The 22,125-nt window shown below is 56.3% G+C and carries 17 protein-coding genes and 1 tRNA gene; 9 read left to right on the top strand and 9 right to left on the bottom strand.

The window, feature by feature from the left end:
* The first annotated feature begins 27 nt into the window (after positions 1-27).
* Positions 28-1,503, top strand: a complete 1,476-nt coding sequence (locus D9N14_RS10655; protein ID WP_290579394.1) for an amidase — start codon at positions 28-30, stop codon at positions 1,501-1,503.
* Between the two features lie 41 nt (positions 1,504-1,544).
* Here the strand turns inward: D9N14_RS10655 and D9N14_RS10650 are convergent, their stop codons facing one another.
* Positions 1,545-3,137, bottom strand: a complete 1,593-nt coding sequence (locus D9N14_RS10650) for an aldehyde dehydrogenase family protein (RefSeq protein ID WP_290579392.1) — start codon at positions 3,135-3,137, stop codon at positions 1,545-1,547.
* 322 nt (positions 3,138-3,459) lie between these two features.
* Here D9N14_RS10650 and D9N14_RS10645 point away from each other — a divergent pair, with 322 nt between their 5' ends.
* Positions 3,460-5,196 (top strand): thiamine pyrophosphate-binding protein, encoded by a 1,737-nt coding sequence (locus D9N14_RS10645; RefSeq protein ID WP_290579390.1) that lies wholly within the window; start codon positions 3,460-3,462, stop codon positions 5,194-5,196.
* Between the two features lie 34 nt (positions 5,197-5,230).
* Entirely contained in the window at positions 5,231-6,139 is a 909-nt protein-coding gene (locus D9N14_RS10640) for a dihydroorotate dehydrogenase-like protein (RefSeq protein ID WP_290579388.1), read from the top strand.
* On the opposite strand, the gene D9N14_RS10635 is transcribed toward D9N14_RS10640, so the two are convergent.
* Together D9N14_RS10635 and D9N14_RS10630 are read right to left on the bottom strand one after the other, a co-directional pair.
* A complete protein-coding gene (locus tag D9N14_RS10635) occupies positions 6,136-8,298 on the bottom strand; it encodes an acetyl-CoA hydrolase/transferase C-terminal domain-containing protein (protein ID WP_290579386.1) in 2,163 nt (720 codons plus the stop codon). The genes D9N14_RS10640 and D9N14_RS10635 overlap by 4 nt on opposite strands.
* A 101-nt stretch (positions 8,299-8,399) precedes the next feature.
* A complete protein-coding gene (locus tag D9N14_RS10630) occupies positions 8,400-10,544 on the bottom strand; it encodes an EAL domain-containing protein (protein WP_290579384.1) in 2,145 nt (714 codons plus the stop codon).
* 484 nt (positions 10,545-11,028) lie between these two features.
* On the opposite strand from D9N14_RS10630, the gene D9N14_RS10625 reads away from it, so the two are divergent.
* Complete coding sequence (locus tag D9N14_RS10625) at positions 11,029-12,417, top strand: PhoH family protein (protein ID WP_290579382.1); 1,389 nt, start codon at positions 11,029-11,031, stop codon at positions 12,415-12,417.
* Between the two features lie 71 nt (positions 12,418-12,488).
* A complete protein-coding gene (yfbR, locus tag D9N14_RS10620) occupies positions 12,489-13,067 on the top strand; it encodes a 5'-deoxynucleotidase (RefSeq protein ID WP_290579380.1) in 579 nt (192 codons plus the stop codon).
* A gap of 13 nt (positions 13,068-13,080) precedes the next feature.
* On the opposite strand, the gene D9N14_RS10615 is transcribed toward yfbR, so the two are convergent.
* On the bottom strand, positions 13,081-13,506 hold the full coding sequence (locus D9N14_RS10615; protein ID WP_290579378.1) for a cereblon family protein: 426 nt from the start codon (positions 13,504-13,506) through the stop codon (positions 13,081-13,083).
* A gap of 145 nt (positions 13,507-13,651) precedes the next feature.
* Positions 13,652-14,071: a hypothetical protein gene (locus tag D9N14_RS10610; RefSeq protein WP_290579376.1), complete on the bottom strand. Its 420-nt coding sequence runs from the start codon at positions 14,069-14,071 to the stop codon at positions 13,652-13,654.
* 185 nt (positions 14,072-14,256) lie between these two features.
* On the opposite strand from D9N14_RS10610, the gene D9N14_RS10605 reads away from it, so the two are divergent.
* Complete coding sequence (locus tag D9N14_RS10605) at positions 14,257-14,466, top strand: DUF2905 domain-containing protein (RefSeq protein WP_290579374.1); 210 nt, start codon at positions 14,257-14,259, stop codon at positions 14,464-14,466.
* A 50-nt stretch (positions 14,467-14,516) separates the two neighbouring features.
* On the opposite strand, the gene rimO is transcribed toward D9N14_RS10605, so the two are convergent.
* Entirely contained in the window at positions 14,517-15,854 is a 1,338-nt protein-coding gene (rimO, locus tag D9N14_RS10600; RefSeq protein WP_290579372.1) for a 30S ribosomal protein S12 methylthiotransferase RimO, read from the bottom strand.
* Between the two features lie 229 nt (positions 15,855-16,083).
* Between rimO and D9N14_RS10595 the strand changes: the two genes are divergently transcribed.
* Positions 16,084-16,159: transfer RNA gene (locus tag D9N14_RS10595), tRNA-Gly, on the top strand.
* 131 nt (positions 16,160-16,290) lie between these two features.
* Here D9N14_RS10595 and D9N14_RS10590 read toward each other — a convergent pair.
* Genes D9N14_RS10590 through D9N14_RS10580 form a run of 3 tightly spaced genes read right to left on the bottom strand, consistent with a single transcriptional unit; the run spans position 16,291 to position 20,292 of the window.
* The gene (locus D9N14_RS10590) at positions 16,291-17,205 is read right to left on the bottom strand and encodes a cobalamin-binding protein (protein ID WP_290579370.1); all 915 of its coding nucleotides are present in this window, start codon (positions 17,203-17,205) and stop codon (positions 16,291-16,293) included.
* Positions 17,192-19,567 (bottom strand): efflux RND transporter permease subunit, encoded by a 2,376-nt coding sequence (locus D9N14_RS10585; protein ID WP_290579368.1) that lies wholly within the window; start codon positions 19,565-19,567, stop codon positions 17,192-17,194. The genes D9N14_RS10590 and D9N14_RS10585 overlap by 14 nt, the downstream gene beginning before the upstream one ends.
* 5 nt (positions 19,568-19,572) lie before the next feature.
* A complete protein-coding gene (locus D9N14_RS10580; protein ID WP_290579366.1) occupies positions 19,573-20,292 on the bottom strand; it encodes a TetR/AcrR family transcriptional regulator in 720 nt (239 codons plus the stop codon).
* Positions 20,293-20,421: 129 nt separating this feature from the next.
* Here D9N14_RS10580 and D9N14_RS10575 point away from each other — a divergent pair, with 129 nt between their 5' ends.
* Both D9N14_RS10575 and D9N14_RS10570 read left to right on the top strand, forming a co-directional pair.
* Positions 20,422-21,096: a histidine phosphatase family protein gene (locus D9N14_RS10575; protein WP_290579364.1), complete on the top strand. Its 675-nt coding sequence runs from the start codon at positions 20,422-20,424 to the stop codon at positions 21,094-21,096.
* A 105-nt stretch (positions 21,097-21,201) separates the two neighbouring features.
* Positions 21,202-22,119: an ABC transporter ATP-binding protein gene (locus D9N14_RS10570; protein ID WP_290579362.1), complete on the top strand. Its 918-nt coding sequence runs from the start codon at positions 21,202-21,204 to the stop codon at positions 22,117-22,119.
* Positions 22,120-22,125: the final 6 nt, after the last annotated feature.

The raw sequence follows: 22,125 nt of genomic DNA, 5'->3' as shown, positions 1-22,125 counted from the left end.
ACAAGCAGACGAAAACAGGGGATGCATGTGAGCACAGAATGGGCCTACCAGAGCGCTAAACAATTGCTGCTGATGATGAAGGACGGCACGTTGAGCAGTCGGCAATTGCTGGACTACTACATCAAGCGCATTGAACGTTTGAATCCGCAGTTGAATGCAGTGGTCGCCACCGATTATTCCGCGGCCCGGGCCCGGGCGGACGCTGCTGACAAGGCACGACGTGAAGGTGAAAACTGGGGTCCATTGCACGGGCTGCCGCTCACGGTGAAGGATACTTTTGAAGTGGTGGGCATGCCCTGCGTGGCCGGTGCGCCATCACTCAAGGATCATTTGCCGAAACAGAACGCCGTGGCCATTGCCCGCCTGCAGCAGGCTGGGGCCATTGTGTTTGGCAAAACCAACGTGCCGTTGTTTGCATCGGATCTGCAGAGTTACAACAAGGTTTATGGCACCACCCACAATCCCTGGAATAAGCAGTGTACGCCCGGTGGCTCATCCGGTGGTGCAGCGGCGGCGCTGGCGGCCGGTTTTACACCACTTGAGTTGGGTTCGGATATTGCCGGTTCCATCAGGACCCCGGCCCATTTCTGTGGTGTGTTCGGACACAAGAGCAGTCACGGTATCATCTCCTTGCGTGGCCACATTCCGGGGCCGCCCGGTGTGCTCAGCGAAACCGACCTGGCCGTGGCCGGCCCGATGGCGCGTACGGCGGATGACTTGCAGTTGATGCTGGACGTAGTGAGCGGACCGTCACCGCTGATGGAGCCCGGTTGGCAACTCAAACTGCCTGCGGCCCGGCAACGAAAGCTGCAGGATTTCAAAGTGTTGTTCTGGATGGAAGACCCACTTTGTCCCATCGCCCAGGAAATGCAGTCCATATTCGGGGATTTGAAACAGAGCCTGGAACAGCAGGGTGTATCCGTTACCCTGGGATCACCCATGGGCATGGAGTTGAAAGCGTTTTACCCGTTGTATTTGAATTTGTTGGGTGGCGTTATGGGGTCCTCCCACAAGAAAATGGAACGGCGGGCGATGGGCCTGGCAGCCCCTTTGTTACAGAAATTCGGCGATCGTTTCCAGTTGCCCAAATTGTTTGAGCATTATCTGGAAGGTGCCAGCCAATCCCATGTGGAGTGGTTGCGTCACAATGAACGGCGCTATCGCCTGCGGGAAAAATTTCTGCAAACCTTCGAACAATACGATGTGATTCTTTGCCCCAACAACATGACCACCAGTTTCCGCCACCATCAGCAGCAGGAAATGTTCATGCGCAAGGTTTCGGTGGATGGCAAGTTGCGCAACTATACGGACATGTTCATGTGGATTGCACCGGCGACCGTATTGGGCGTTCCGGCCACCAGCGCCCCGGTGGGCGTCACCAAAGAAGGGTTGCCGGTGAACGTGCAGATTATGGGCGGGGCCTACCAGGATAAAACCACCATCCGCTTTGCCCGTTGCCTGGAAAAGGCGGGATTCACCTTCCAGCCGCCAGCGGGATACTGAAAAAAAGCCCGGTTAAACCGGGCTTTTTTGTAGGCTAAGGTTCAGGGCTTCCAGCGGGTCATCATTTTTTTCACCAGCTGGGGCGCTGCGCCCAGGGCGCTGCCAATCAACTCCTTGGCATCCCGGGGGTACATCATGCGCTGGGCTTTCAACAGGGTGTTATAGGTGGTCTCATCGAAGGGATACCACCAGAGATTCCGTTTCATGGGCAGGATGTCCCAGTTGATGGCCTTGGCGTGAGTCATTTCCAGCAGGCCTTCATGGCCGTGGGTGCGACCCAGTCCGGAATGCTTCCAACCACCCCAGGGCATTTCTGACAGACCGTGGGTGTACAGGTGATCATTGATGGTGGTGACACCGGATTCCAGTACGGCGGCAATGCGCTTGGCCCGCTTCAGGTCGCGGGACCAGATGGACGAGGTCAGGGCCAGATGAGATTCGTTGGCCAGCTGGATGGCTTCGTCTTCGGTGGCGAACGTCATCACCGGAATGATGGGACCAAAAGTCTCGTCGTTCACCAGCAGCATATCGTTGTGGGTGCCGGACAATAACGTGGCCGGATGGAAATAACCATTTTGCGGACCCACCGGCTTGGACTGGGCTTCGATCTTGGCGCCTTTCTGCAATGCATCCTGTAAATGTTGCTCCACCGTATTCAATTGCCCCCGGGTGGTGAGACAGCCCATGTCCACATCAAAACCCTGACCAACACCGTGGCGCAGAGCCGACGTTTTTTGCCGCATCAGGTCCATGAAAGGTTCATACACGGACTCGTGCACATAGACCCGCTCAACCCCGCCGCAGGATTGCCCGGCATTCTGGAAGCCGGCCCAGGCGGCGCCGTTGGCTGCGCGCTCCAGGTCGGCGTCTTCGAATACCAGCATGGGGTCGTTGCCCCCCAGCTCCAGGGACAGGGGGGTCAGGGTTTTGGCCGCCTGCTCCATCAGCTGTTTGCCCACCGGTACTGAGCCGGTGAAGAATATCTTGTCGATGTTGTTATCGAAAAAGGCCTGTGACACTGCTCCACCCGAGCCTACGATCTGTTGAAACAGGCCCTTGGGCAGGTTGCCGGCTTCCACTATCCGGTTAATGGCTTCGCCCACCAGGGGCGTCGCGGCGGCCACTTTCAGGACAATGGCGTTGCCCGCCATCAGGCCCATGATCACCTCACCAAACGGAATCGACAGCGGATAGTTCCAGGGGCTGATGATGCCAACGACACCCAGGGGTTTGCGTTGAATGACGGTGCGCTTATTGATGAATAATGGGCTGTCGATGGGCAGCTTCTTTTCTTTCAGAACTTTTTCAGCGTGTTTGGCATACCAGTCACAGGCCAGGGTGCAGGGCAGCACTTCGGTGGCCAGGGCATCCACCAGGGTCTTGCCATTGCTTTTGCTCACCACTTCGGACAGTTCTTCCGCATTGGCCACGATGTAATCCCGCATCAGATGCAGGGCGCGGGCCCGTTCCTTGAAGGAGCGGTGTGCCCAGATCTTTTGGGCGGCGCGGGCGTGGGCAAAAATCTCCGGCAGTTGGTTCAGGTCGGTGTTGGCAACCTGGCCGATTTCTTCGCCGGTAGCCGGGTTATAGGCAATGGTGAGTCCGGGTTCACGGATGTCTTGGGGTGCAGTCATTGGGTTAAAACCTCTGAAAGATGATCCTGGTGCCCCTCAATCAGGGCTTTCTAAGTTATTGTCTAAATTATAAGTCAACCTCTTTAATGTCCGATTCTACGAGAACCGGGCGGTGTGGGCAAACCCGGATTGGTGACGCTTTGTATACCGTCGAAGTTCGCAGCCCGGATTCGATTGCCGTCTAACTGACAGTGTGCTTTAAGAGGTTAGTGTAGACTTAGGCAAAAGCCTATTAGGAACCCCGGTGTCTCACCAGGGAGAAGCCGGCGTGCCGGCCGGGCAGGAGCCGCAGGCAAATCATCATTCGACAGGTGACACATCCATGAAGAAAACCGGTGCCTGGTTGGCGCGCTATGCCCTGGAGCAGTTGGGAATCCGTTACACATTCGGCATGCCCGGCGTGCACAACACTGAGTTGTACGACGAGCTTAATAATTCGGAGAGCATTCAACCGGTTATGGTCACCCACGAGGCGGGGGCTGCGTTCATGGCCGACGCCGTCAGCCGCACCTCCGGCCACCTGGGCACACTGGTGATTGTGCCGGCCGCCGGGGCGGCCTATGCGTCTGCCGGCATCGGAGAAGCCTATCTGGATGGGGTGCCCATGCTGGTGATTTCCGGCGGTGTGCGTACGGATATCCCCTTCACCTATCAGCTGCATGAGATGGATCAACAGAACTTCCTGGCCGAGATCACCAAGCAGACTTTCAAGGTGGACCGCCACCGGGAAATCATTCCCACCCTGTATGAAGCCTATCGGGTGGCAAACGAAGGTGAACCGGGACCGGTGTTTGTAGAGATACCGGTGAACCTGCAATTGTTCACGGGGGAGGTGGATCACCTGCCCCGCTACCAGCCGGATGCACCCCGTGCCCCCCTGATTGAAAGTGCGGCGCTGGAGCAGGCTGTCCAATTACTCCTGAATGCGAAAAAACCCGGCCTGTTGGTAGGGTGGGGCGCCCGCCACGCGGAATCCAGCGTGCGGAAAATTGCGGAGTACCTGAATGCGCCGGTGTGTACCACCTTGCAGGGCTTGAGTGCGTTCCCGGCCAACCACCCACTGCACACCGGAATGGGGTTTGGTGAATACGCCGTGCCGGCGGCCGCCAACGCGTTCAGGGATTGTGATTGCCTGTTGGCGGTGGGTACCCGTTTTGGGGAGATCGCCACCGGCAGTTTTGGTGTGAAGGTACCCTCACAGCTGGTGCATGTGGATATCAACCCGCTGGTGTTCAACGCCAATTACCCGGCCACCGTGGCCATTGAGGGGGACGCGGCAGCGGTGTTGGAGTTGCTGAGCGACGCGTTGCAGCGGGCACCGCAGCCCACCAACCAGCGTTCCAGCGTGCGGGCAGACATTGAAAAAGATAAGCACGATTATGCCGCCCAGTGGTTGCAGCACGACAGCAAGAGCCGGGTCAATCCGTTCCACTTTTTTCGGGGCTTGCGTCAGTCCCTGGCGGACGATGATTTCGTGGTGGTGGACGACGGCAACCATACCTTCCTGGCGGCAGAATTATTGCCCATCCATAAGCCCGGTCGCTTCATTTCGCCCACCGACTTCAACTGCATGGGCTATGCGGTGCCTGCCGCCATCGGCACCAAACTGGCGAATCCTGAGCAGCGGGTGGTAGCCGTCGTGGGTGACGGTGCCTTTACCATGACCTGCATGGAAATCCTGACCGCCAGCCGGCAGCAACTGGGCATCCTGTTTTGTGTGTTTCATGATGGGGAGTTATCCCAGATTTCCCAGGCTCAGGAAATTCCCTATAACCGCAAGACCTGTACTGTGCTGCAAGGACTGGATGTGGCCGGGGTGGCGAAGGCCACCGGCGCGCGCTTTCTGGCGTTGGAGCGGAATGTTGATGTGGATCAGGTGTTGGCCAAGGCCTGGTCCATGACAGACGATAACGTGCCGGTGATCATCGATGTGAAAATTGACTATTCGAAACGAACGCGTTTCACTGAAGGAGTGGTGGCCACCAATTTGAAACGCTTCAATCTGGGCACCAAAGCCCGCTTCATCAGTCGGGCACTGATGCGCAGGGTCACCGGTTAAACCCGCAAGCCAACGGAACAGGACAAGCAGACTCATGGCGGATCTCAGCAGCGTATATTGTGGATTAACTCTGGCCAATCCCCTGGTGGCATCGGCGTCTCCCCTCACGGCGGAACTGGCGTCGGCCAAGCAGTTGCAGGCGGCAGGGGCGGGTGCTTTGGTATTGCCCTCCCTGTTTGAAGAATCGGTTCGTCACGATGCAACCCTGCTGAATCGCTACGCAGATAAGATCAAATCCTATAAGGATGCGTTGGATATTCCAGTCATCGCCAGTCTGAACGGCATTACCGAAGGCGGATGGCTAGATCATGCCCGCAGCCTGGAGCAGGCCGGTTGCGATGCCATTGAATTGAACATTTACTACATTGCTGCCAATGCCCATGAATCCAGCGACCAGATCGAGCGCCGTTACATCGACCTGGTATACAAGCTGAGGGCCCAGATCCGCGTGCCCATTGCCGTGAAGCTCACCCACCAGTTTTCTTCGGTAGCCCATCTGGTTAAACGCCTGGAGGATACCGGCGCGAATGGTGTGGTGCTGTTCAACCGGTTTTATTTGCCGGACATTGATGTGGAATCCATGTCGGTGACTCCGTCCCTGCAACTGAGCCATTCCAGCGAGACCCTGTTACGCATACGCTGGATCGGATTGTTGCGAGATCAGGTGCGCTTATCCCTGGCCGCAACAGGCGGCATGCACAACCTGGATGATCTGTTGAAAACTCTGCTGGTGGGGGCAGACGCCGTTCAGTTGTGCAGTGTTCTGTTTGAGCAGGGCATTGATGAAATGGCACGCTTGCGAGACCAGCTGGAAGACTGGTTGGACCGCAAAGGGTATGACGGTGTGGACGCCATCAAGGGCCTGATGAGCTATGGCAAAGCCAAAGACCCGTCCGCCTTCGAACGGGCCAACTACCTGCAAGTGCTGGAGCAAAACAGCTAACTTAACACTTCCTTCAGTTCATCCATCATCAGTACCCGCGCAATCCTGTCTTCCAGGTTATTGGGTTTGTCCAGTTGCACCCGCTCCAGGTAAGGAAGATATTCAGCCGGAGCCTCTGGGTTTTTCAGGGCTTTGAGGAGCGCTTTGACGAGTGTGGATTTGTGCTCGGTTTTGGCTTTCATGGCTTTCAGGCAGCGAGCCACCACCAGTTCCTCGGTGGTGAAATCGGTGCCGCAGGGAAACGCAGGGAACATACCCTTGGCCCGGTACGGGGCCAGGGCAGCTTCCAGTGTTTCCGGTCGGTTGTGGCGGAACGGTTCGGGAATCTGGTAATCCTTCGGCATCTTGCCCGCCTGTTTGGCCTTGGCCAGCAGTTCCGGCTGGAAGCGGGAGTCGGCGATGTTCAACAAGGCGGCGATGACGTCTTTGTCACATTTGCCGCGGGTATCGGCGATGCCATACTCGGTCACGTAAATATCCCGCAAATGCCGTGGAATGGTGGTGTGGCCGTAATTCCAGATGATGTTGGACTGGGTAACCCCGTTTTTCTCCCGGGTGCTCTTCAGCATCAGGATCGAGCGCGCGTCTTCCAGTTCGTGGGCCTGAGCCACAAAATTGTACTGTCCACCCACGCCACTCACCACCTTGCCGCTTTCCAGCCCGTCGGATGTGGCCGCACCCAGGGCATGCACCAAAAACACGGTGTTGATGAAGCGGGACTTCTGCCGCTGCAATCGCTTCAAGGGTTCATTGCCATACAACTGGTTCACGTAGCTGATGTTGGTCATGTTGATGGCGTCAAGGATGTCCGGGCTGAAGTTCTTCAGGCCTTCATAAAAAGAACGGGGCCCCAGGAAGAACCCTCCGTGCATGATGCGACCCTGTTGCAGGGTGTGGCCCAAGCACTGGTCCTGGATGACCTGGCGCGATTCAGCAATGCTTGGCGACACTTTCTGCCCCTGGGGGGTAACCAGTTGACCCGATTGGAAGGTCACGCCGGGTAGAAATATACCGAAGCGGGTGAGGAAGCGGACATCCTCTTCGCTGAGGAGTGGTCCCACCGCGCCGGCTTCCACCAACGCGTCCAGCGTGGCAATGCTGACCTGCTCCTGAATCCGGCCGCTATTCAGCAGGGACTGGATGGCCTCGTGATCGTAGACCTTGCGTTTCAGGATGCCGGTCTTGATCAGGTAATAGAAGCCGTCCACAAACATTTCGCTGTTGCCATAGAGGCCTTGCTCGAAGGTGCCGGTGCCGCCTACCCTGTCGATGATGTCGCCGAACTTGGTGGTGATCTGTAGATCCTTGAGAACCGCGTTGTAGGCGTCGTTCTGTTGCTGGCGGAGCTCACATCCGTAGACAATGGCGTCCCCCAGGGAGCCGATGCCGATTTGCAGGGTGCCGCCATCGGCGATCAGTGTGCTGGCGTGCAGGCCAATCATATGGTCGACCGTGCTGACCGGCATGTTGGGTGGGGCAAACAGGGAGGAATAATATTCCTTGTTGTTGATCACCATGTCGAAGGTGTCTTCTTCTATCAGGGCGTCGTTACCCATAAACGGAAGATTTTCATTCACCTGCCCCACAAACAGAATAGGCTCACCGGCGGCTTTGCGGCGCATCAGTTCTGGCAACAGGTCGCGGGTGGTTTCCGGGTTACAGCTCATGCTGTAACGGTCTTTGCCGTCCACCACCTGATGGGACACCAACTGGGCAACCATATTAATGCCAAGGGCCAGCAGATCCCGCACCGAGTGGGTGTAGTTGGTACTGATATAGTTTTGCTGCGCCAGATCATTACCCAGCATGGAGCCGGATTTGAAGAAGAATTCATGGATGACGATGTTGTCGGGAACCGTGCCGGCCCGCAGGTCGCGCATATAATCCAGGCCCGGGTAATCACCGAAAACCCGTTGCAGGAATGGACCCAAAAAGCGTTTCTGTAATCCTGTGCCGGGATCCGGCACCTCCAGCGAGAGGGCGGTGGCAATCATCAGTTTGATGTTGGGATCTGCTTTGGCGCGCTGGTAGAGAGCATTGATCAACTCCGGGGGCTTGCCCAGCCCCAATGGCAAGCCGATGCGGATGTCGTTACCAATGATGCTGAGAATGTCGTCTACGCAATCTTCCACATTGCGGTGGCGGGTGGGTATCGTCATATTTTTTATCGTTCCCTGCAGGTTTGTTGCTCTGCGTCCACTATGCATCAAAAGTGGAGGGCGGGGAATGATCGAAGTCAGATTTTGACCGCTCTACCCATTCAGTCGGTCAGCACCGGGGCGACGACAATTTTACGGGCTTCCGCGCTGGAAACCGGGACCTGGAACAGGTGTCCCTGCATGGTGTTGCAACCCATGTTCACGAGGTAATCCTTTTGTTGCTGGGTTTCAACCCCTTCTGCCACCAGGTTGAGATTGAGCCCTGAGGCCATGGCACTGATGGCACTCACGATGCAGGCGTCCCCGCTCTGGTATTGGTCACTGATGTGCCGCAGGAAGGACTCGTGCAACTTGATGGTGTTGATGGGCAGCTGGTGCAGGCAGCTCAGTGACGAATAGCCGGTGCCGAAATCGTCCACCGAGATGGAGAAGCCGAGCCGGTTGAGGCGTTTCAGCTTGGTGGTGATCAGGTTCAGATCCGTCATTAACAGCTCTTCGGTGATCTCCAGCTCAATCTGGTTGGGGGATACATTGTGGGCTTTGACCGCGCTCATGAGCATATTCTCAAATTCCGCATGCTCCACCTGGCGCGGGGAAAAGTTCACGGCGATCTTGAGGATGGGGTTGGCCCATTCCTCCAGGTCGGCGCAAACCCGATTCATCACCCAGCTTCCCACCTCCACGATGATTCCGGTCTCTTCCGCCACGCTCAGGAACTGGGCCGGCGTCAGCACGCCCCGTTGCGGGTGATCCCAGCGCACATAGGCTTCCAGCGCATAGACGCCGGAGGTCTGCACGTTGTAGATGGGTTGGTATTCCAGAAACAGCTGCTCGCCTTCCACGCACTGGCGCAGATCCTGCTCGGTATGCAGGCGTTCGGCGTAGGACTGGTTCATTTTCTCATTAAAAAACTGATAGCCGTTCTTGCCATGCCCTTTGATGTGATACATGGCGATATCGGCGTTCTGGATCAGCTGTTCGATCTGTTCGCCGTGGTCAGGATACAGGGCGATACCGATGGACCCGCTGACATAGAGCTCATGCTTCTCTATAAAAAACGGCTGCTTCAATTCGTGCAGGATCTTTTTGGCGATGATCACCGCGTCATCCTGATTGCGAATGTTGGGTAACAGCAGGGTGAATTCGTCGCCCCCAAAGCGGGACAGGGTATCGCCTTCCCGCAGGATCTCACTGCAGCGGCGGGCCACGGCCTGAATCAACTGGTCACCCACTGAATGGCCGAGGGAATCGTTGATCAGCTTAAAGCGGTCCAGGTCCACAAACATGACCGCCACTTTGGAACCGTTGCGTTTGCTGTGGGAGATGGCAAGCGACAGTCGATCCCGGAACAACGTGCGGTTGGGCAGGCCGGTGAGCAGGTCGTGATAGGCCTGGAACCGCATCAGTGATTCCGCCTGCTTGCGGTCGGTGATGTCGCGGGCGATGCCGTAAGTGCCGCGAAACTGCGGCTTGCTGTTGCGGCGATCAATCTCGTAAATGCCCATGGCGCTGATCTCAAACGGCATGGAGAGCGAAGTGCTCTTGTCCTGGCCGTTCAGATAGAGCCGCTTGCGCAGATGCAGCTCGCTGCGCTGCTCCACCCGTTTCACCGCCCGCCGTTCATTGAACACATAAGGATGCTGTTTGCATTCCTCTTCGCTCATCAGGTTGCTGAAGTGCTTACCGATCAGCTCTTCCTTGCTGACGTTCAACAGCTTTTCCACCCGGTCGTTGATGAAGTTGATTTCACCCCGTTCGTTGAGGATATAGATGATGTCCGGGGAATTGTTCACCAGGAACCGATGCATTTTTTCCGATTGCTTGATGCGCTCCTGCAGGGTGCTGACCTCAAACTGGATGCGGCGCTGATTAAGGACTTCCTTGATGGTCTTTTCCAGCTCCAGTGGATTGTAGGGCGCCACCAGGGGATAAATGTTGGGGTGGTTCAACCGGTTGGAGAGTTCGCCGAACAGCCCGGCGTCGCAGAGGGCAATGATGGGCAGCTGATTGCGTTTTTCCCGTACAAAGTCGAACAGCGGGTTCCACAGCGCAGGGGCAGGGCCTACTCTCAACACAATCAGGTCGAAATTCGATCGGCGAATCGCATCCAGCGCACCGTCACAGCTTTCCACACTCCGAAACGGGTATCCCTGGGCTTCGATAAAGTCGCCAAGGCTCTGTAGGGAAGGGGAATTTTCACTGATTAACAACAGGTTGTGCGAATGTCCTGGCTTTGTTGTTGTCATGTCGGCGGGCTCGCTGGGCTATCCGGTCGAGTATACACACAATCAGTCGGAAACTGACACTTATTAGGCACGCAGGGGGAGTATAAAACCCTGAGCGATTCATGAGCAATTGTGATTAATGAAAAAAATTATGTGAAATGAGTCACGGAACCGGTTTTGTGATTCATGTACCCGTCATCGGACTGTCACAGGGGGAGCGTAAAACTAGAGGGAGAGAAAGCCGTCTGCCAAGTAAATCAATCACTTAGCACAAAAAATGTTTGCCTGACTGTGGAAATGTGTTCTACATTCTAGGTAAATTAAAGCAGAAATTGATCAACGCGGGAACCCTTGTTCCGCACTCACCCTCAAGGAGAACAACAAGGGAATTCAAGACCTCAAACCTTTCCACTTTCACCGGGATCAGAATAGGGAGGGACGAAGAAGACTGCACTACGGCTTTGGGAGCCGGTTACTACTTCAATATTCTTCTTGAGGAATGCGAATGAGCAGCAAAGCAGAAAGTACCAAGAAAGCTTATGTAATCGATACCAACGTTTTAATTCACGATCCGAATTCAATCCTCAATTTTGACGAGCATCTCGTCGTCATCCCCATCACTGTCCTGGAAGAACTCGACAAGCTCAAAAACGGCAACAAGTCCATCGCCGCAGATTGCCGCTCGGCCATCCGTCTGATCGACAGTGTGATAGCCGACAGTCCCACGGAACGTTTGCAGAAAGGGGTGCCTATTCCCCGTAACAATGGCACCAGCCACCTGGGTAAGCTGGCCATTATGATGAACAAAACCGGCGAGCCGCCGGAAGCCTGTCTGCCCAACGATAACAATGACAACAAAATCATTAACCGGGTGGTGCAGATGCAACTGGAAAACCCGGAATACAATTTTGTGTTGGTGACCAAGGACATCAACATGCGCCTCAAGGCGCGCGGTTGTCGTATCCATGCCGAGGATTACCACAACGATCAATTGATTTCGGATGTAAAGCAGCTCAGCACCGGCTATCACGAATTTGAAGGCTCGTTCTGGGATCGTGTTGCCCATGTGGATACCATCCAGCGGGACAATGGTACTTTCCATTCTCTGGCACGGGATGTGTTCGAGGGTGCCCTGTACGTCAACCAGTATGTGTTGGATGACCAGGAATTCCTGGCCCGCATCGAAGAGGTGAATGACGAGCATGTGCTGATCAAGCACATCAAACGGGATTCACTGATGCACCAGTCTGCCTGGGGCTTGCAGCCGCGCAACATCTATCAGGCCATGGCGCTGCACGCGCTGTTGGACAACGACGTTCATCTGGTGAATCTCACCGGGCCGGCCGGCTCCGGTAAAACCATCCTGGCCCTGGCAGCCGCCATTGAGATGACGGTGGCGCACAAGATGTACAACAAAATCATTGTTACCCGCTCCACGCCGCCACTGGCAGAAGATCATGGTTTCCTGCCTGGTACGGAAGAGGAAAAAATGGACCCCTGGCTGGGTGCCATCACGGATAACATTGAAGCGCTGCATATCCAGGACGAAAGCCCCCAGGGCAGTATTGAATATGTGAAAGAGCGGGCCAACATCCAGTTCAAGGCGCTGAATTACATCCGCGGGCGCAGTTTCCAGCGCAGTCTGATTCTGATCGATGAATCCCAGAACCTGACGCCCCATCAGATGAAAGCCATCATTACCCGGGCGGGAGAGGGCAGCAAAGTGATCTGCCTGGGCAACCTGGCGCAGATTGATACGCCTTACCTAAGCCCCATTAGCTCCGGGTTAACGTATATGACCGAGCGCTTCAAAGGTTTCCGGCACAGCACCAGCTTGCGTCTGAACGGCATTCCCCGTTCCTTGCTGGCCGAGTACGCGGAAGCTAATCTGTAAACATCGGGTAGACAAAACGGCCCGCCTGGCGGGCCGTTGTTCGTTCTAACACACCAGTTTTGGGGGTGAATGTGCATCACTTTTTTGCGTATGTGTCCAAACTCAAATACATTCTGCGGTGGGGGCTCAAGCGCAATGTGGAAAACGAGAATGTAAAGGAGCACAGCTTTGATGTGGCCACCATTGCGCACGCGCTGGCGTTGATTCGCAACCGGTTGTACGGAGGCGATCTGGATGCCAATGCCATTGCCGTCATTGCGTTATATCATGATGCCTCTGAAGTGCTGACCGGCGACCTGCCAGGCCCCATCAAGTATTTCAATCCCAGTATTGCTGAAGCCTACAAAGAGGTGGAGAAGGCCGCCAAATCGAAATTGCTCACCATGCTGCCGGAGGAATTACAGGCCGACTATGCTGGCCTGATCAACGATCACGAGTTGCCAGCGGAGACCCGCAAGTTGCTGAAGGCGGCGGATGTGTTGTCGGCCTACATCAAGTGCATTCATGAGGTGGATTCCAATAATCATGAGTTCCAGGTGGCCAAACAACGGGTGGAAGGGCTGCTGGCCAGCTATGACCTGCCGGAAGTGGGCTATTTTATGGAGAAGTTCCTGCCCAGTTACCGTCTGACCCTGGACGAACTGGGTTGATCGCTGATTGCGCTCAGTCCAACAGCAGGCGGTCGATGATCAGAGCATAGAAGCCGGCATCGCTTTCTCCGCTACTTCCCTCACAACTGAAGTACCACCCCAGGTGTTGATGACAGCGTCGGCAATAGCAGTATTGCCAGGAAAAGCCTTCAAACCAGCTGAAATAGTCGGTGGGTTTGCCACTGACCTCCACGCCCTCCACCTGCTGGTAGGTTTGCAGGTCGAATCCCTGACCGGCCGGGTTGGTAAAAAAATGCTGGGTCTCGCCGGCAATGGGCGTCAGCAAATCATTGCGGGTGAGGTAGTTGAGGCAGCTCTTGCAGCGGACTTTGCTGCGGGCCGGTTTCACATCATCCCGTGATGCTGTATCCGGGTCCAGAGTGTGCAACCAGTGTTCAAAGGGGTGTGGCGGAGGTTTGTCGTGATCCAGAAGGTGCATGATCAGCGCTTTCCATGGCTTTAATCTGCCAGTTTAGCACCGGTATCTCGGTCTCACCATCGGGGTGGATTTGCCAACAAGAATTTACCAACAAAGAGCCCCCGGAGTACGGGGGCTAAATAAACGCAGGAGAAGATAAAAAGAATCAGGCGGTGAGTTTGGAACGCAGTTCCTGAGTCTTGGCCTGTACCTCGCGCAACTGAGCCGTGACGGTGTCCCGCACTTCAGCCAGCTTGGGTTTGACATCCTTGGCGTAGGTTTTTTCCGCCTGTTGTTTGGCGTAGGCGGAAATCATGGTAGCGTTCCAGTTCAGGCGGAAACGGTTGTCGTAGGTGGCAACGTTCAGGTTGCGCAGAAAATCACGTACCGTTGGGTTGGCCTGGCGCAACTCCTCAACCAGTTCCTGCAGGTCAATTTTCTCGGCGCTGGTGTCAACGCCCATTTCGTGCAGAATGCGTTGACCTTCCAATTTGGCCACTTCCAAGCCTTTGCTCAACTCTGCCTGCAGTTTTTCGCTCTGTTTTTTGAGCTGGTCCAGCTGAACTTTGACTTTGTCTTGAATCATGGTGGTTCCTCACACGTGCGATATTGGGATTGCAGTCGATGGGATAATATTATTGTCAAAAATTAGAATGTTCTTACTAAACTGCGCAATTTCAGTGCATTTGTGGCGTGGTTGTTGATTTTTCGAGGATTTTTAATGAAAGTTTGGTGCACAGGCATTCGCAGGCGGGATCCAAGGGGGCAGTGATGGGTAAGTTTCTGATTGTGCTGGGGGTTGTACTGGCCCTGTTGGGGCTGGCGTTGGTGTATGCCCCGGGATTACTGAGCTGGTTCGGCAAGCTGCCCGGGGATCTGCGCTGGCGCAATGAGAGCGGCGGGGTGTATTTCCCCATCACGTCCATGATCATTGTCAGCGTGGTGCTGACGCTGATCATGAATCTTCTGGGGCGTCACTAACGCCCGTCACTGAAAGGCGCGTCACTAACGCCTGGCACTGATGCCCGGCCTCAGTGCTCTTCCCGATGGGCCAGCTCGGCCCACAGGTCATGCTCATCGGCCTGGAAGATTTTCGCAGTGACCATGTCCCCGGGCAGCAGCTCGGTTTCACCATTGAGGAACACCAGGCCGTCAATTTCCGGGGCATCCGCCGCAGTGCGGCCGATGGCGCCTTCGGCGTCCACTTCGTCAATGATCACGTCCAGCGTTTTACCGATTTTGGCCTGCAGCTTGGCAGCGGAGATGCGGGACTGAACCTCCATAAACCGCTCAAAGCGTTCCTGCTTGACGGCCTCTGGCACAGCGCCGTCCAGTTGGTTGGCCGTGGCGCCCTCCACGGCGGAGTATTTAAAGCATCCCACCCGATCCAGTTGTGCCTCCTCCAGCCAGTTCAGCAGGATCTGGAAATCCTGCTCGGTCTCGCCGGGAAAGCCCACAATGAAGGTGCTGCGCAAGGTCAGGTCCGGGCAGATGGTGCGCCATTTGTGGATACGCTCCAGGGTGTTTTCCGCATGGGCCGGGCGCTTCATGGCCTTCAGTACAGACGGGCTGCCATGCTGGAATGGAATATCCAGATAGGGGAGGATCTTGCCGTCCGCCATCATGGGGATGATCTCGTCCACGTGGGGATAAGGGTAAACATAATGCAGACGCACCCAGACCCCAAAGCTGGCGAGCGCCTCACACAGCTCTTTCATGCGGGTTTTCAGGGGCCGCCCCTGCCAGAAACCGGTGCGGTATTTGGTGTCCACGCCGTAGGCACTGGTGTCCTGGGAGATGACCAGCAGCTCCTGCACCCCGGCCTGCACCAGGCGCTCCGCTTCGTCCATCACATCGCCCACCGGGCGGCTCACCAGATCGCCACGCAGTGACGGGATGATGCAGAAGGTGCAGCGGTGATTGCAGCCCTCGGAGATCTTCAGGTAGGCGTAGTGGCGGGGCGTCAGTTTGATGCCCTGGGGCGGTACCAGGTCGGTGAACGGGTCATGTTGCTTGGGCTGGGGCACATACTTGTGGACGGCGCCCACCACCTCTTCGTAGGCCTGGGGCCCGGTCACGCTCAACACCTGCGGGTGGATCGAGGTGATCTGCTGGGCGTCGCCCCCCATGCAACCGGTGACAATCACCTTGCCGTTCTCCTGCAGGGCTTCGCCGATGGCCTCCAGAGATTCGCGCTTGGCGTCGTCGATAAAGCCACAGGTGTTCACCACCACCACGTCTGCGTCCTCATAGGTGGGCACAATGTCGTAACCATCGGTTCGCAGTTGGGTGAGAATGCGCTCTGAATCCACCAGGGCCTTGGGGCATCCCAGGGAGATGAATCCTACTGTCTTGCGGCTGTCGCTCATAAGTACCTGTTACTCTTGAATCTTTTAGGAGGCTGCTGGATCGTTGCCCATTTGGTCCGATGTGGCCCAGGGGCGGGATCGGCTCAAAAAGGCGCAGTAGTTTGGTTTTTAGCGGCGTAATTGTCAAATAGATGATGCATCTATAGCGCAATGCCGCCAAGTGGCCCAAATCACTGAAAAAATGGTTGACTCAATGGCGGTCACTCCTTAATATTCGCGCCCACACCAAGCGGGAATAGCTCAGTTGGTAGAGCACAACCTTGCCAAGGTTGGGGTCGCGAGTTCGAGTCTCGTTTCCCGCTCCAAAATTCAAAAAAGCCCGAAGTCATCGCGACCTCGGGCTTTTTTTTGCCTGACCGTTTATGCACCCAGCTTACGGCATGGTCCTGTTTAGATGCGCGGCGCTTTTCAGATAAGAGGCGCTCAGCTCGGCCAGCTACTCCTGCTCGCCTGGGTAATACACCCTCCGCGCCTGATCCAGTATTTCACACAGGTTCTCGGCCGCATCCACCGTGCGGGGTGTGGAGCGGGTGTACATGTCCTGATCCACAAAAAACAGCATACCGTGCTTCACGGCGTCCATACTGCCCCAGGTGGCCCATTTTTCTTTCCAGTTATCAATGGAGCGCTTGCCGTGATGACCGCCGGTGAGCATGACCTGGGGATTGCGGATCACGATGGCTTCCACGCTGACGATGGGGGAGGCTTCGCTCAGGTCCGCAAATACATTGACGCCGCCACACAGGCGGTAGAGGTCAGAAATAAAGTGGCCGCCAGCCAGGGTGTAGAGCGGGTCCTCCCACACTTGATAGAACACCCGTATAGAGGGCTTGTGGGCATTGGCGTGTTTGAGTTCAGCGCGGCGGCGGTCGTATTCCTGCGCTGCGCGGTTGGCAATGTTTTCAGTGGCGGTAAGCATACCGAACTGGCGAATGTTGTGGCTGATGCTGTCCATGGTTTTGGGATCACTCATGTACACAGGAATCTGTAACAGCTTGAGCTTTTCCACGGTTTCAGCGCTGTTGCCTTCATACCAGCCGATGATCAGGTCCGGATTCAATGACAGGATGCGTTCAAAATTCACCTGGTTGTAGCCGCCCACCTGGGGAATGGCTTTGGCGGCTTCCGGGTAGTCGCTGTAATTGACGGTGCCGACGATGCGATCACCGGCCCCGGCCGCGAACAGCACTTCGGTAATGTGCGGCGCCAGGGACACAATGCGCTGGGCCGGGCCAGGCAGCACCACCTGTCGCTGCCCGTCGTCGATCAGGCTGATCGGGGCTGCCTGCAGCAACCCGCTGGCAAAGGCCAGCAGCAGCGTCATGGGCAAGTTTGGTTTAAACCACTTCACCTTCGATTCCTTGTGTCGCTTCCCGTGCGCGCCGGGGTTCGGATTCCGACAGCGCCGGCACCGGTATGACCCCGGTGGGTTGCGGATGAATAAAACGGGACAGCAGTATAATCATGCTGGGCAGGAACAGGAAGTCGAATACCAGGGCGATGACGATGGTCATGGACACCATGATGCCCAGAATCGAATTCACATTGAAATCAGACAGCGCCAACATGCCAAAGCCCAGACTGAGCACCACCGTCGTGGTGACCAGGGCGGCACCCACATGCTCAAAGGCATAGTGAATGGCGTGTCTTACGTCGCCGGTTTCCTGATAGCCGCGCAGATACTTCGCCAGGAAGTGCACCGTGTCATCCACCACGATGCCAAGGGTGATGCCAAACACCACGGCCACCGCCAGGTTGACTTCGCCCACACTGAAGCCCCAGATGCCCAGCATGATGGCAGCGGGGAAGGCGTTGGGAATGATGCTCAGAAGCCCCAGTTTCCAGGAGCCCAGCGCCAGAATCAGTAACAGGGAAATGATCACCGTCGCAATCACGGTACCGTTAATCATGCTCTCGATATTGCGCTGGCCGATGGCGGCGAACATGATGGAGGGGCTGGCTCCCACTGCCGCCAGTTCCGGCGCGTGATCGGCAAACCACTGCTGGGCGTTGGCTTCCATGGCCAGGATATCCTTGGCTTTGGCGCCCTTGATACTGACGGTGATGCGCAGGGCAGATTTGTTCATGTCCACCTGGTTATTGACGTCCATGCCAAAGGGCAGGGACATCTCGTACAGCAGCTGGTATTGGGAGGCATGCTCGCGGTTTTCCGGCAGCGTGTAATAGGCGGGATCATCGCCGTGCATGTTTTTGTTGAGGCGCTTCAGGGTGTCGGTAAAGGTGAAGACATGGGTCACCATGGGCTGCTGCCGATACCATTGCACGAAAGCGTCGACTTTTTTCAGGAAGGCCGGATCGTTGATGCCCTGTGCCTGATTGGTGTCCAGGGCGTACTCAATCATGTTCACCCCGTTCAGGTTGGCCTCGGTGAAATCCGCCGCGCGCCGCACCTCAATGGTTTCTTTGAAGTAGCCGAAGTTGTCGTCGTTGAGCTCGTTTTCCCCGATAAAGGAAATGCAGGCAATGGCCACCAACAGGCTGCCGAAAAACAGCTTTTTGGGGTGGCGAATGGTGAAGTCTGCCAGGTGACCGAAGGCGGCACTGCGCTCGGTGTCCACCTTGGGTGCTTTGCGGGTAAACCATAGAATCAATTGCGGCATGACCGTCAGGGTGAACAGGAAAGCAAAGAACACCCCGATGGCGGACACCAGCCCTAGCTCGCGGAACGGCGGGGATTCACTGGATTGCATGCTGAGAAAGCCGATGGCGGTGGTGAGACTGGTCAGAAAAATCGGCTTGGCGTTGATGTCCAGGCTGGTGAGCAGTGCCTCCGTGCGGTCCTGGCCGCGACGCAATCCGGTCAGATAGGTGGACAGCAGGTGAATGCAGTCCGCCACCGCCAGGGTCAGGATGATGATGGGGGAGGCGAAGTTAATGTTGTTGATGGGGATGCCCAGCCAGCCCATGGAGCTGACGGCGATCACCACACTGAAAATGATGATGCCCACGGTGATGAGGGTGCCCGAGAACGAGCGAAGCAGCAGGCCCACCAGCACGATGATCACCAGCAGCATCAACGGCACCAGGGTTTCTGTGTCCCGCTGGTTCATCTCATTGAAGGCGTTGTTGAGGGGAGTCACCCCAGTCAACATGACCTCCAGTTGCGGATAACGCTCGGCAAAGTCCGCCCGGATCTCGCGCACCTTTTGCATAACCTCCGGGATGGCCAGCGTCTGATCCTCCGGCAGGTTCAATTGAATGTTGATGGCACTGACATGGCCGCTGGGGGAAATCAGCCGGTGCACCAACAACGGTTCATTGAGGGCAATGTTCTTGCGCCAGGCAATATCTTCGTCAGAAAGCTCGCCGGCATCCATCACCAGGTCTTCCACCATGAGGTCGTCACCGTCCACCACCGTGTTCTGGAAATTGGTGATGGAATCCACCCGCTGGGAATAGGGTACCTGCCAGGATGCTTCGGTCAGGGCTTCAATGGCGATCAGATTTTCGCGGGTGAAAATATCGCCGTTGGCCGGGTTCAACACCATCAGTACATTGTCGCTGGCACTGAAGCGTTGCTGGATCATCTCGTTGGCGACCAGCTGGGGATTATCTGCTTCAAAAAAGATTTTGTAGTCGGATTTGACGGTGAGGCGGGTGCCGCCAAAACCCACCAATACAATGGTCAGCAGGCTGAGAATGAACAGTGGAAAACGGTATTTTACCAACCAGAGTGAGATTGAATGATGCATGATAGTCAGTCCTTTGGAATCAATGCTTCCAGATGCCGGAAGGTGTTTTGGTAAGTGAGTAGATAGTCATGCTCCGTACTCAAAGGGTGCCAGTGGTATCCGTCCAGCAGGCAGCTCATCTGATGCAGGAGCAGGGTGTTGGTGGCAGACAGTTCCAGGCCGTTGATCAGGTCACGGGCGCCTTCCAGTACCAGCAAGCCAAAGCTCATGGCCCACAGCCCCAGGCACAGGTCGTCCACCTGGGTGTGCTCCGGCAGGGTGAGATCGCCGGACTGGATGGCCAGTTGAATCACTGCACGGATGGCGTTCAGTACCAGGGTATCCACCTGGTCCATGCGTTCCAGCCGCTCTGGTGAGGCTTTCTCCCGGATATTGTTGGTGCGGGCGGCGATCAGCAGGTCAAACTCTTCAGGAAAACGCTGGGTATAGAGCTGATAGCCCACCCCGATGCAGATGATTTTCTCCCGGCTGTTGCCCTGCCAGGTGAGGGCATGGCTGAACATGTCATACATCAGGCCCAGGCTGTCCAGGCATAAACCGCAGAGGATGTCCTCTTTACAGGTAAAGTGCTTGTACACCGTGCCTTTGGCGTACTCGGTGTGTTCGGCGATCTTGTCCATGGTGAGGGCGGAAATCCCGTCCGTGCGGATGATGTTGCGGGCGGCGTCCAGAAACAGCTTTTCCCGCTGCTCATACTCCCGCTGGCGTCTGGTCTGGGTGTTCAAAATGGATGCTCCGTCATAGAGTGACGATTCGTCACATTTTCAACAGGGCGCCAAGTTTTGTCAATCGGATATTCTGGTATAGTGAAACCCTGATTGAGCTTTTGCCGGCAGTAGGGTGGTAACGCTTTGATGGACAACTCTATTTTGGAACAACTGCATCCGGCCCTGGTGCCTTCGCTGGCGCAGGTGCCGAGGGGCGTTCCGGTGTCGCTGGTGACCCGGCATTCCATCCGCGAGCAACCCAAGAACCGCTTTGCCGGTTACGACGTGCCCCTGACGCCGGAAGGGGTGCATCTCGCCCGGGAGTGGGGGCGCAGCCTGGACCGGCCCATCGCCGCCCTGCATTCCAGCCCGGTGGGGCGCTGTGTCGAAACCGCCACCGCCATGGCCGAAGGCGCCGGCCTGGAACTGCCGGTCAGTACGCACAGCAGCCTGGTGGAACCCGGCAGCTATGTGGTGGATCTGCCCGTGGCGGGCCCTTACTTCCTGAAATTGGGGCCGCTGGCCTTTGCCCGCAAGCACCTGCGCAACGAGGTGCGCGGCGTGTTGTCGCCGCGGGAGGGCGCCCTGCGGCTGTTGCAGCATTTCCGGGATACCCTGCTGCAGCCCGGTACCTTCACTGTGCACGTCACCCATGACACTATTCTGACGTCCTTTATCTATTTCCTGCGCAGCGAGTCGGACATCGAGGAGGCCCACTGGCCCTGGATGATGGAGGGTGCCTTCCTCTGGTTTGAAGAAGAGGAGGTGCACTGGCTGTGGCGGGGTGAAGCCGGCAGCCTGGCGCTGGCGTGCCTGGAATAGGCGCTTAACCCTTAGAGCCCAGTCCTGCGCCGTGCCATGCCCTGCGGTGGCAGGGATTGCAGGTTTCCGTATAATGCCTGCTCCACTGTTCTGTTCAGGCATTTCATGACCACAGCACTTTCTGTACACGATCTCAAGAAGACCTATTCCGGTGGCTTTGAGGCCCTGAAAGGCATCAGCTTCGAAGTGAAGTCCGGTGATTTCATGGCTTTGTTGGGGCCCAACGGTGCCGGCAAGTCCACCACCATCGGCATCATCAGTTCTTTGGTCAATAAAACCTCCGGTACCATCAGTATTTACGGCGAGGATATCGACCGCAATTTTGCCGCTGCCAAAATGAACATTGGCGTGGTGCCCCAGGAATTCAATTTCAATCAGTTTGAAAAAGTGGGGGACATTGTCCGTACCCAGGCCGGGTACTACGGCATTGATAACCCGACGGCGGCGCAGCGGGCGGAAAAGTATCTGAAGCTTCTGGATCTGTGGGACAAGCGCGAGGAACGTTCCCGCATGTTGTCCGGTGGCATGAAGCGGCGCCTGATGATTGCCCGGGCCTTGGTGCACGAACCCAGACTGTTGATATTGGATGAGCCCACAGCCGGGGTCGACATCGAATTGCGGCGCTCCATGTGGACTTTTCTGAAGGAGCTGAATCAGCAGGGCACCACCATCATCCTTACCACCCATTATCTGGAAGAAGCGGAACAACTCTGTCGCAGCATCGCCATCATCGACCATGGGGAAATCATCGAGCAAAGTTCCATGAAAACCTTTCTCTCGAAGTTGGATCGCGAGACGTTCATCCTGGATCTGGGGAAAGACATTACAACCGTACCGCAGCTGGATGGGGTGCGCAGCCAGTTGCTGGACGCCCACACCCTGGAAGTGGAAGTGTCCAAGCAGGCACCCCTCAATGCGATTTTTGCAAAGCTTTCGGCTTTGGATATACCGGTTACCAGCATGCGCAACAAAGCCAATCGCCTGGAGGAGTTGTTTGTGTCGCTGGTGGAGCGCAAGCGTTAATTATGA

The sequence above is a fragment of the Ketobacter sp. genome (assembly GCF_003671495.1).
GTDB lineage: Bacteria > Pseudomonadota > Gammaproteobacteria > Pseudomonadales > Ketobacteraceae > Ketobacter.
The sequence above is the reverse complement of the archived record's forward strand: the minus strand, read 5'-3'. Positions and strand labels throughout refer to the sequence as shown.

Bases quoted from the DNA above. Each gene is read 5' to 3' on its own strand.
- D9N14_RS10585 (WP_290579368.1), bottom strand. From the start codon at position 19,567: ATGCATCATTCAATCTCACTCTGGTTGGTAAAATACCGTTTTCCACTG.
- D9N14_RS10575 (WP_290579364.1), top strand. From the start codon at position 20,422: ATGGACAACTCTATTTTGGAACAACTGCATCCGGCCCTGGTGCCTTCG.
- D9N14_RS10610 (WP_290579376.1), bottom strand. From the start codon at position 14,071: ATGATTCAAGACAAAGTCAAAGTTCAGCTGGACCAGCTCAAAAAACAG.
- D9N14_RS10630 (WP_290579384.1), bottom strand. From the start codon at position 10,544: ATGACAACAACAAAGCCAGGACATTCGCACAACCTGTTGTTAATCAGT.
- rimO (WP_290579372.1), bottom strand. From the start codon at position 15,854: ATGAGCGACAGCCGCAAGACAGTAGGATTCATCTCCCTGGGATGCCCC.
- D9N14_RS10615 (WP_290579378.1), bottom strand. From the start codon at position 13,506: ATGCACCTTCTGGATCACGACAAACCTCCGCCACACCCCTTTGAACAC.
- D9N14_RS10645 (WP_290579390.1), top strand. From the start codon at position 3,460: ATGAAGAAAACCGGTGCCTGGTTGGCGCGCTATGCCCTGGAGCAGTTG.
- D9N14_RS10570 (WP_290579362.1), top strand. From the start codon at position 21,202: ATGACCACAGCACTTTCTGTACACGATCTCAAGAAGACCTATTCCGGT.
- D9N14_RS10605 (WP_290579374.1), top strand. From the start codon at position 14,257: ATGGGTAAGTTTCTGATTGTGCTGGGGGTTGTACTGGCCCTGTTGGGG.
- D9N14_RS10625 (WP_290579382.1), top strand. From the start codon at position 11,029: ATGAGCAGCAAAGCAGAAAGTACCAAGAAAGCTTATGTAATCGATACC.
- D9N14_RS10650 (WP_290579392.1), bottom strand. From the start codon at position 3,137: ATGACTGCACCCCAAGACATCCGTGAACCCGGACTCACCATTGCCTAT.
- D9N14_RS10635 (WP_290579386.1), bottom strand. From the start codon at position 8,298: ATGACGATACCCACCCGCCACCGCAATGTGGAAGATTGCGTAGACGAC.
- D9N14_RS10640 (WP_290579388.1), top strand. From the start codon at position 5,231: ATGGCGGATCTCAGCAGCGTATATTGTGGATTAACTCTGGCCAATCCC.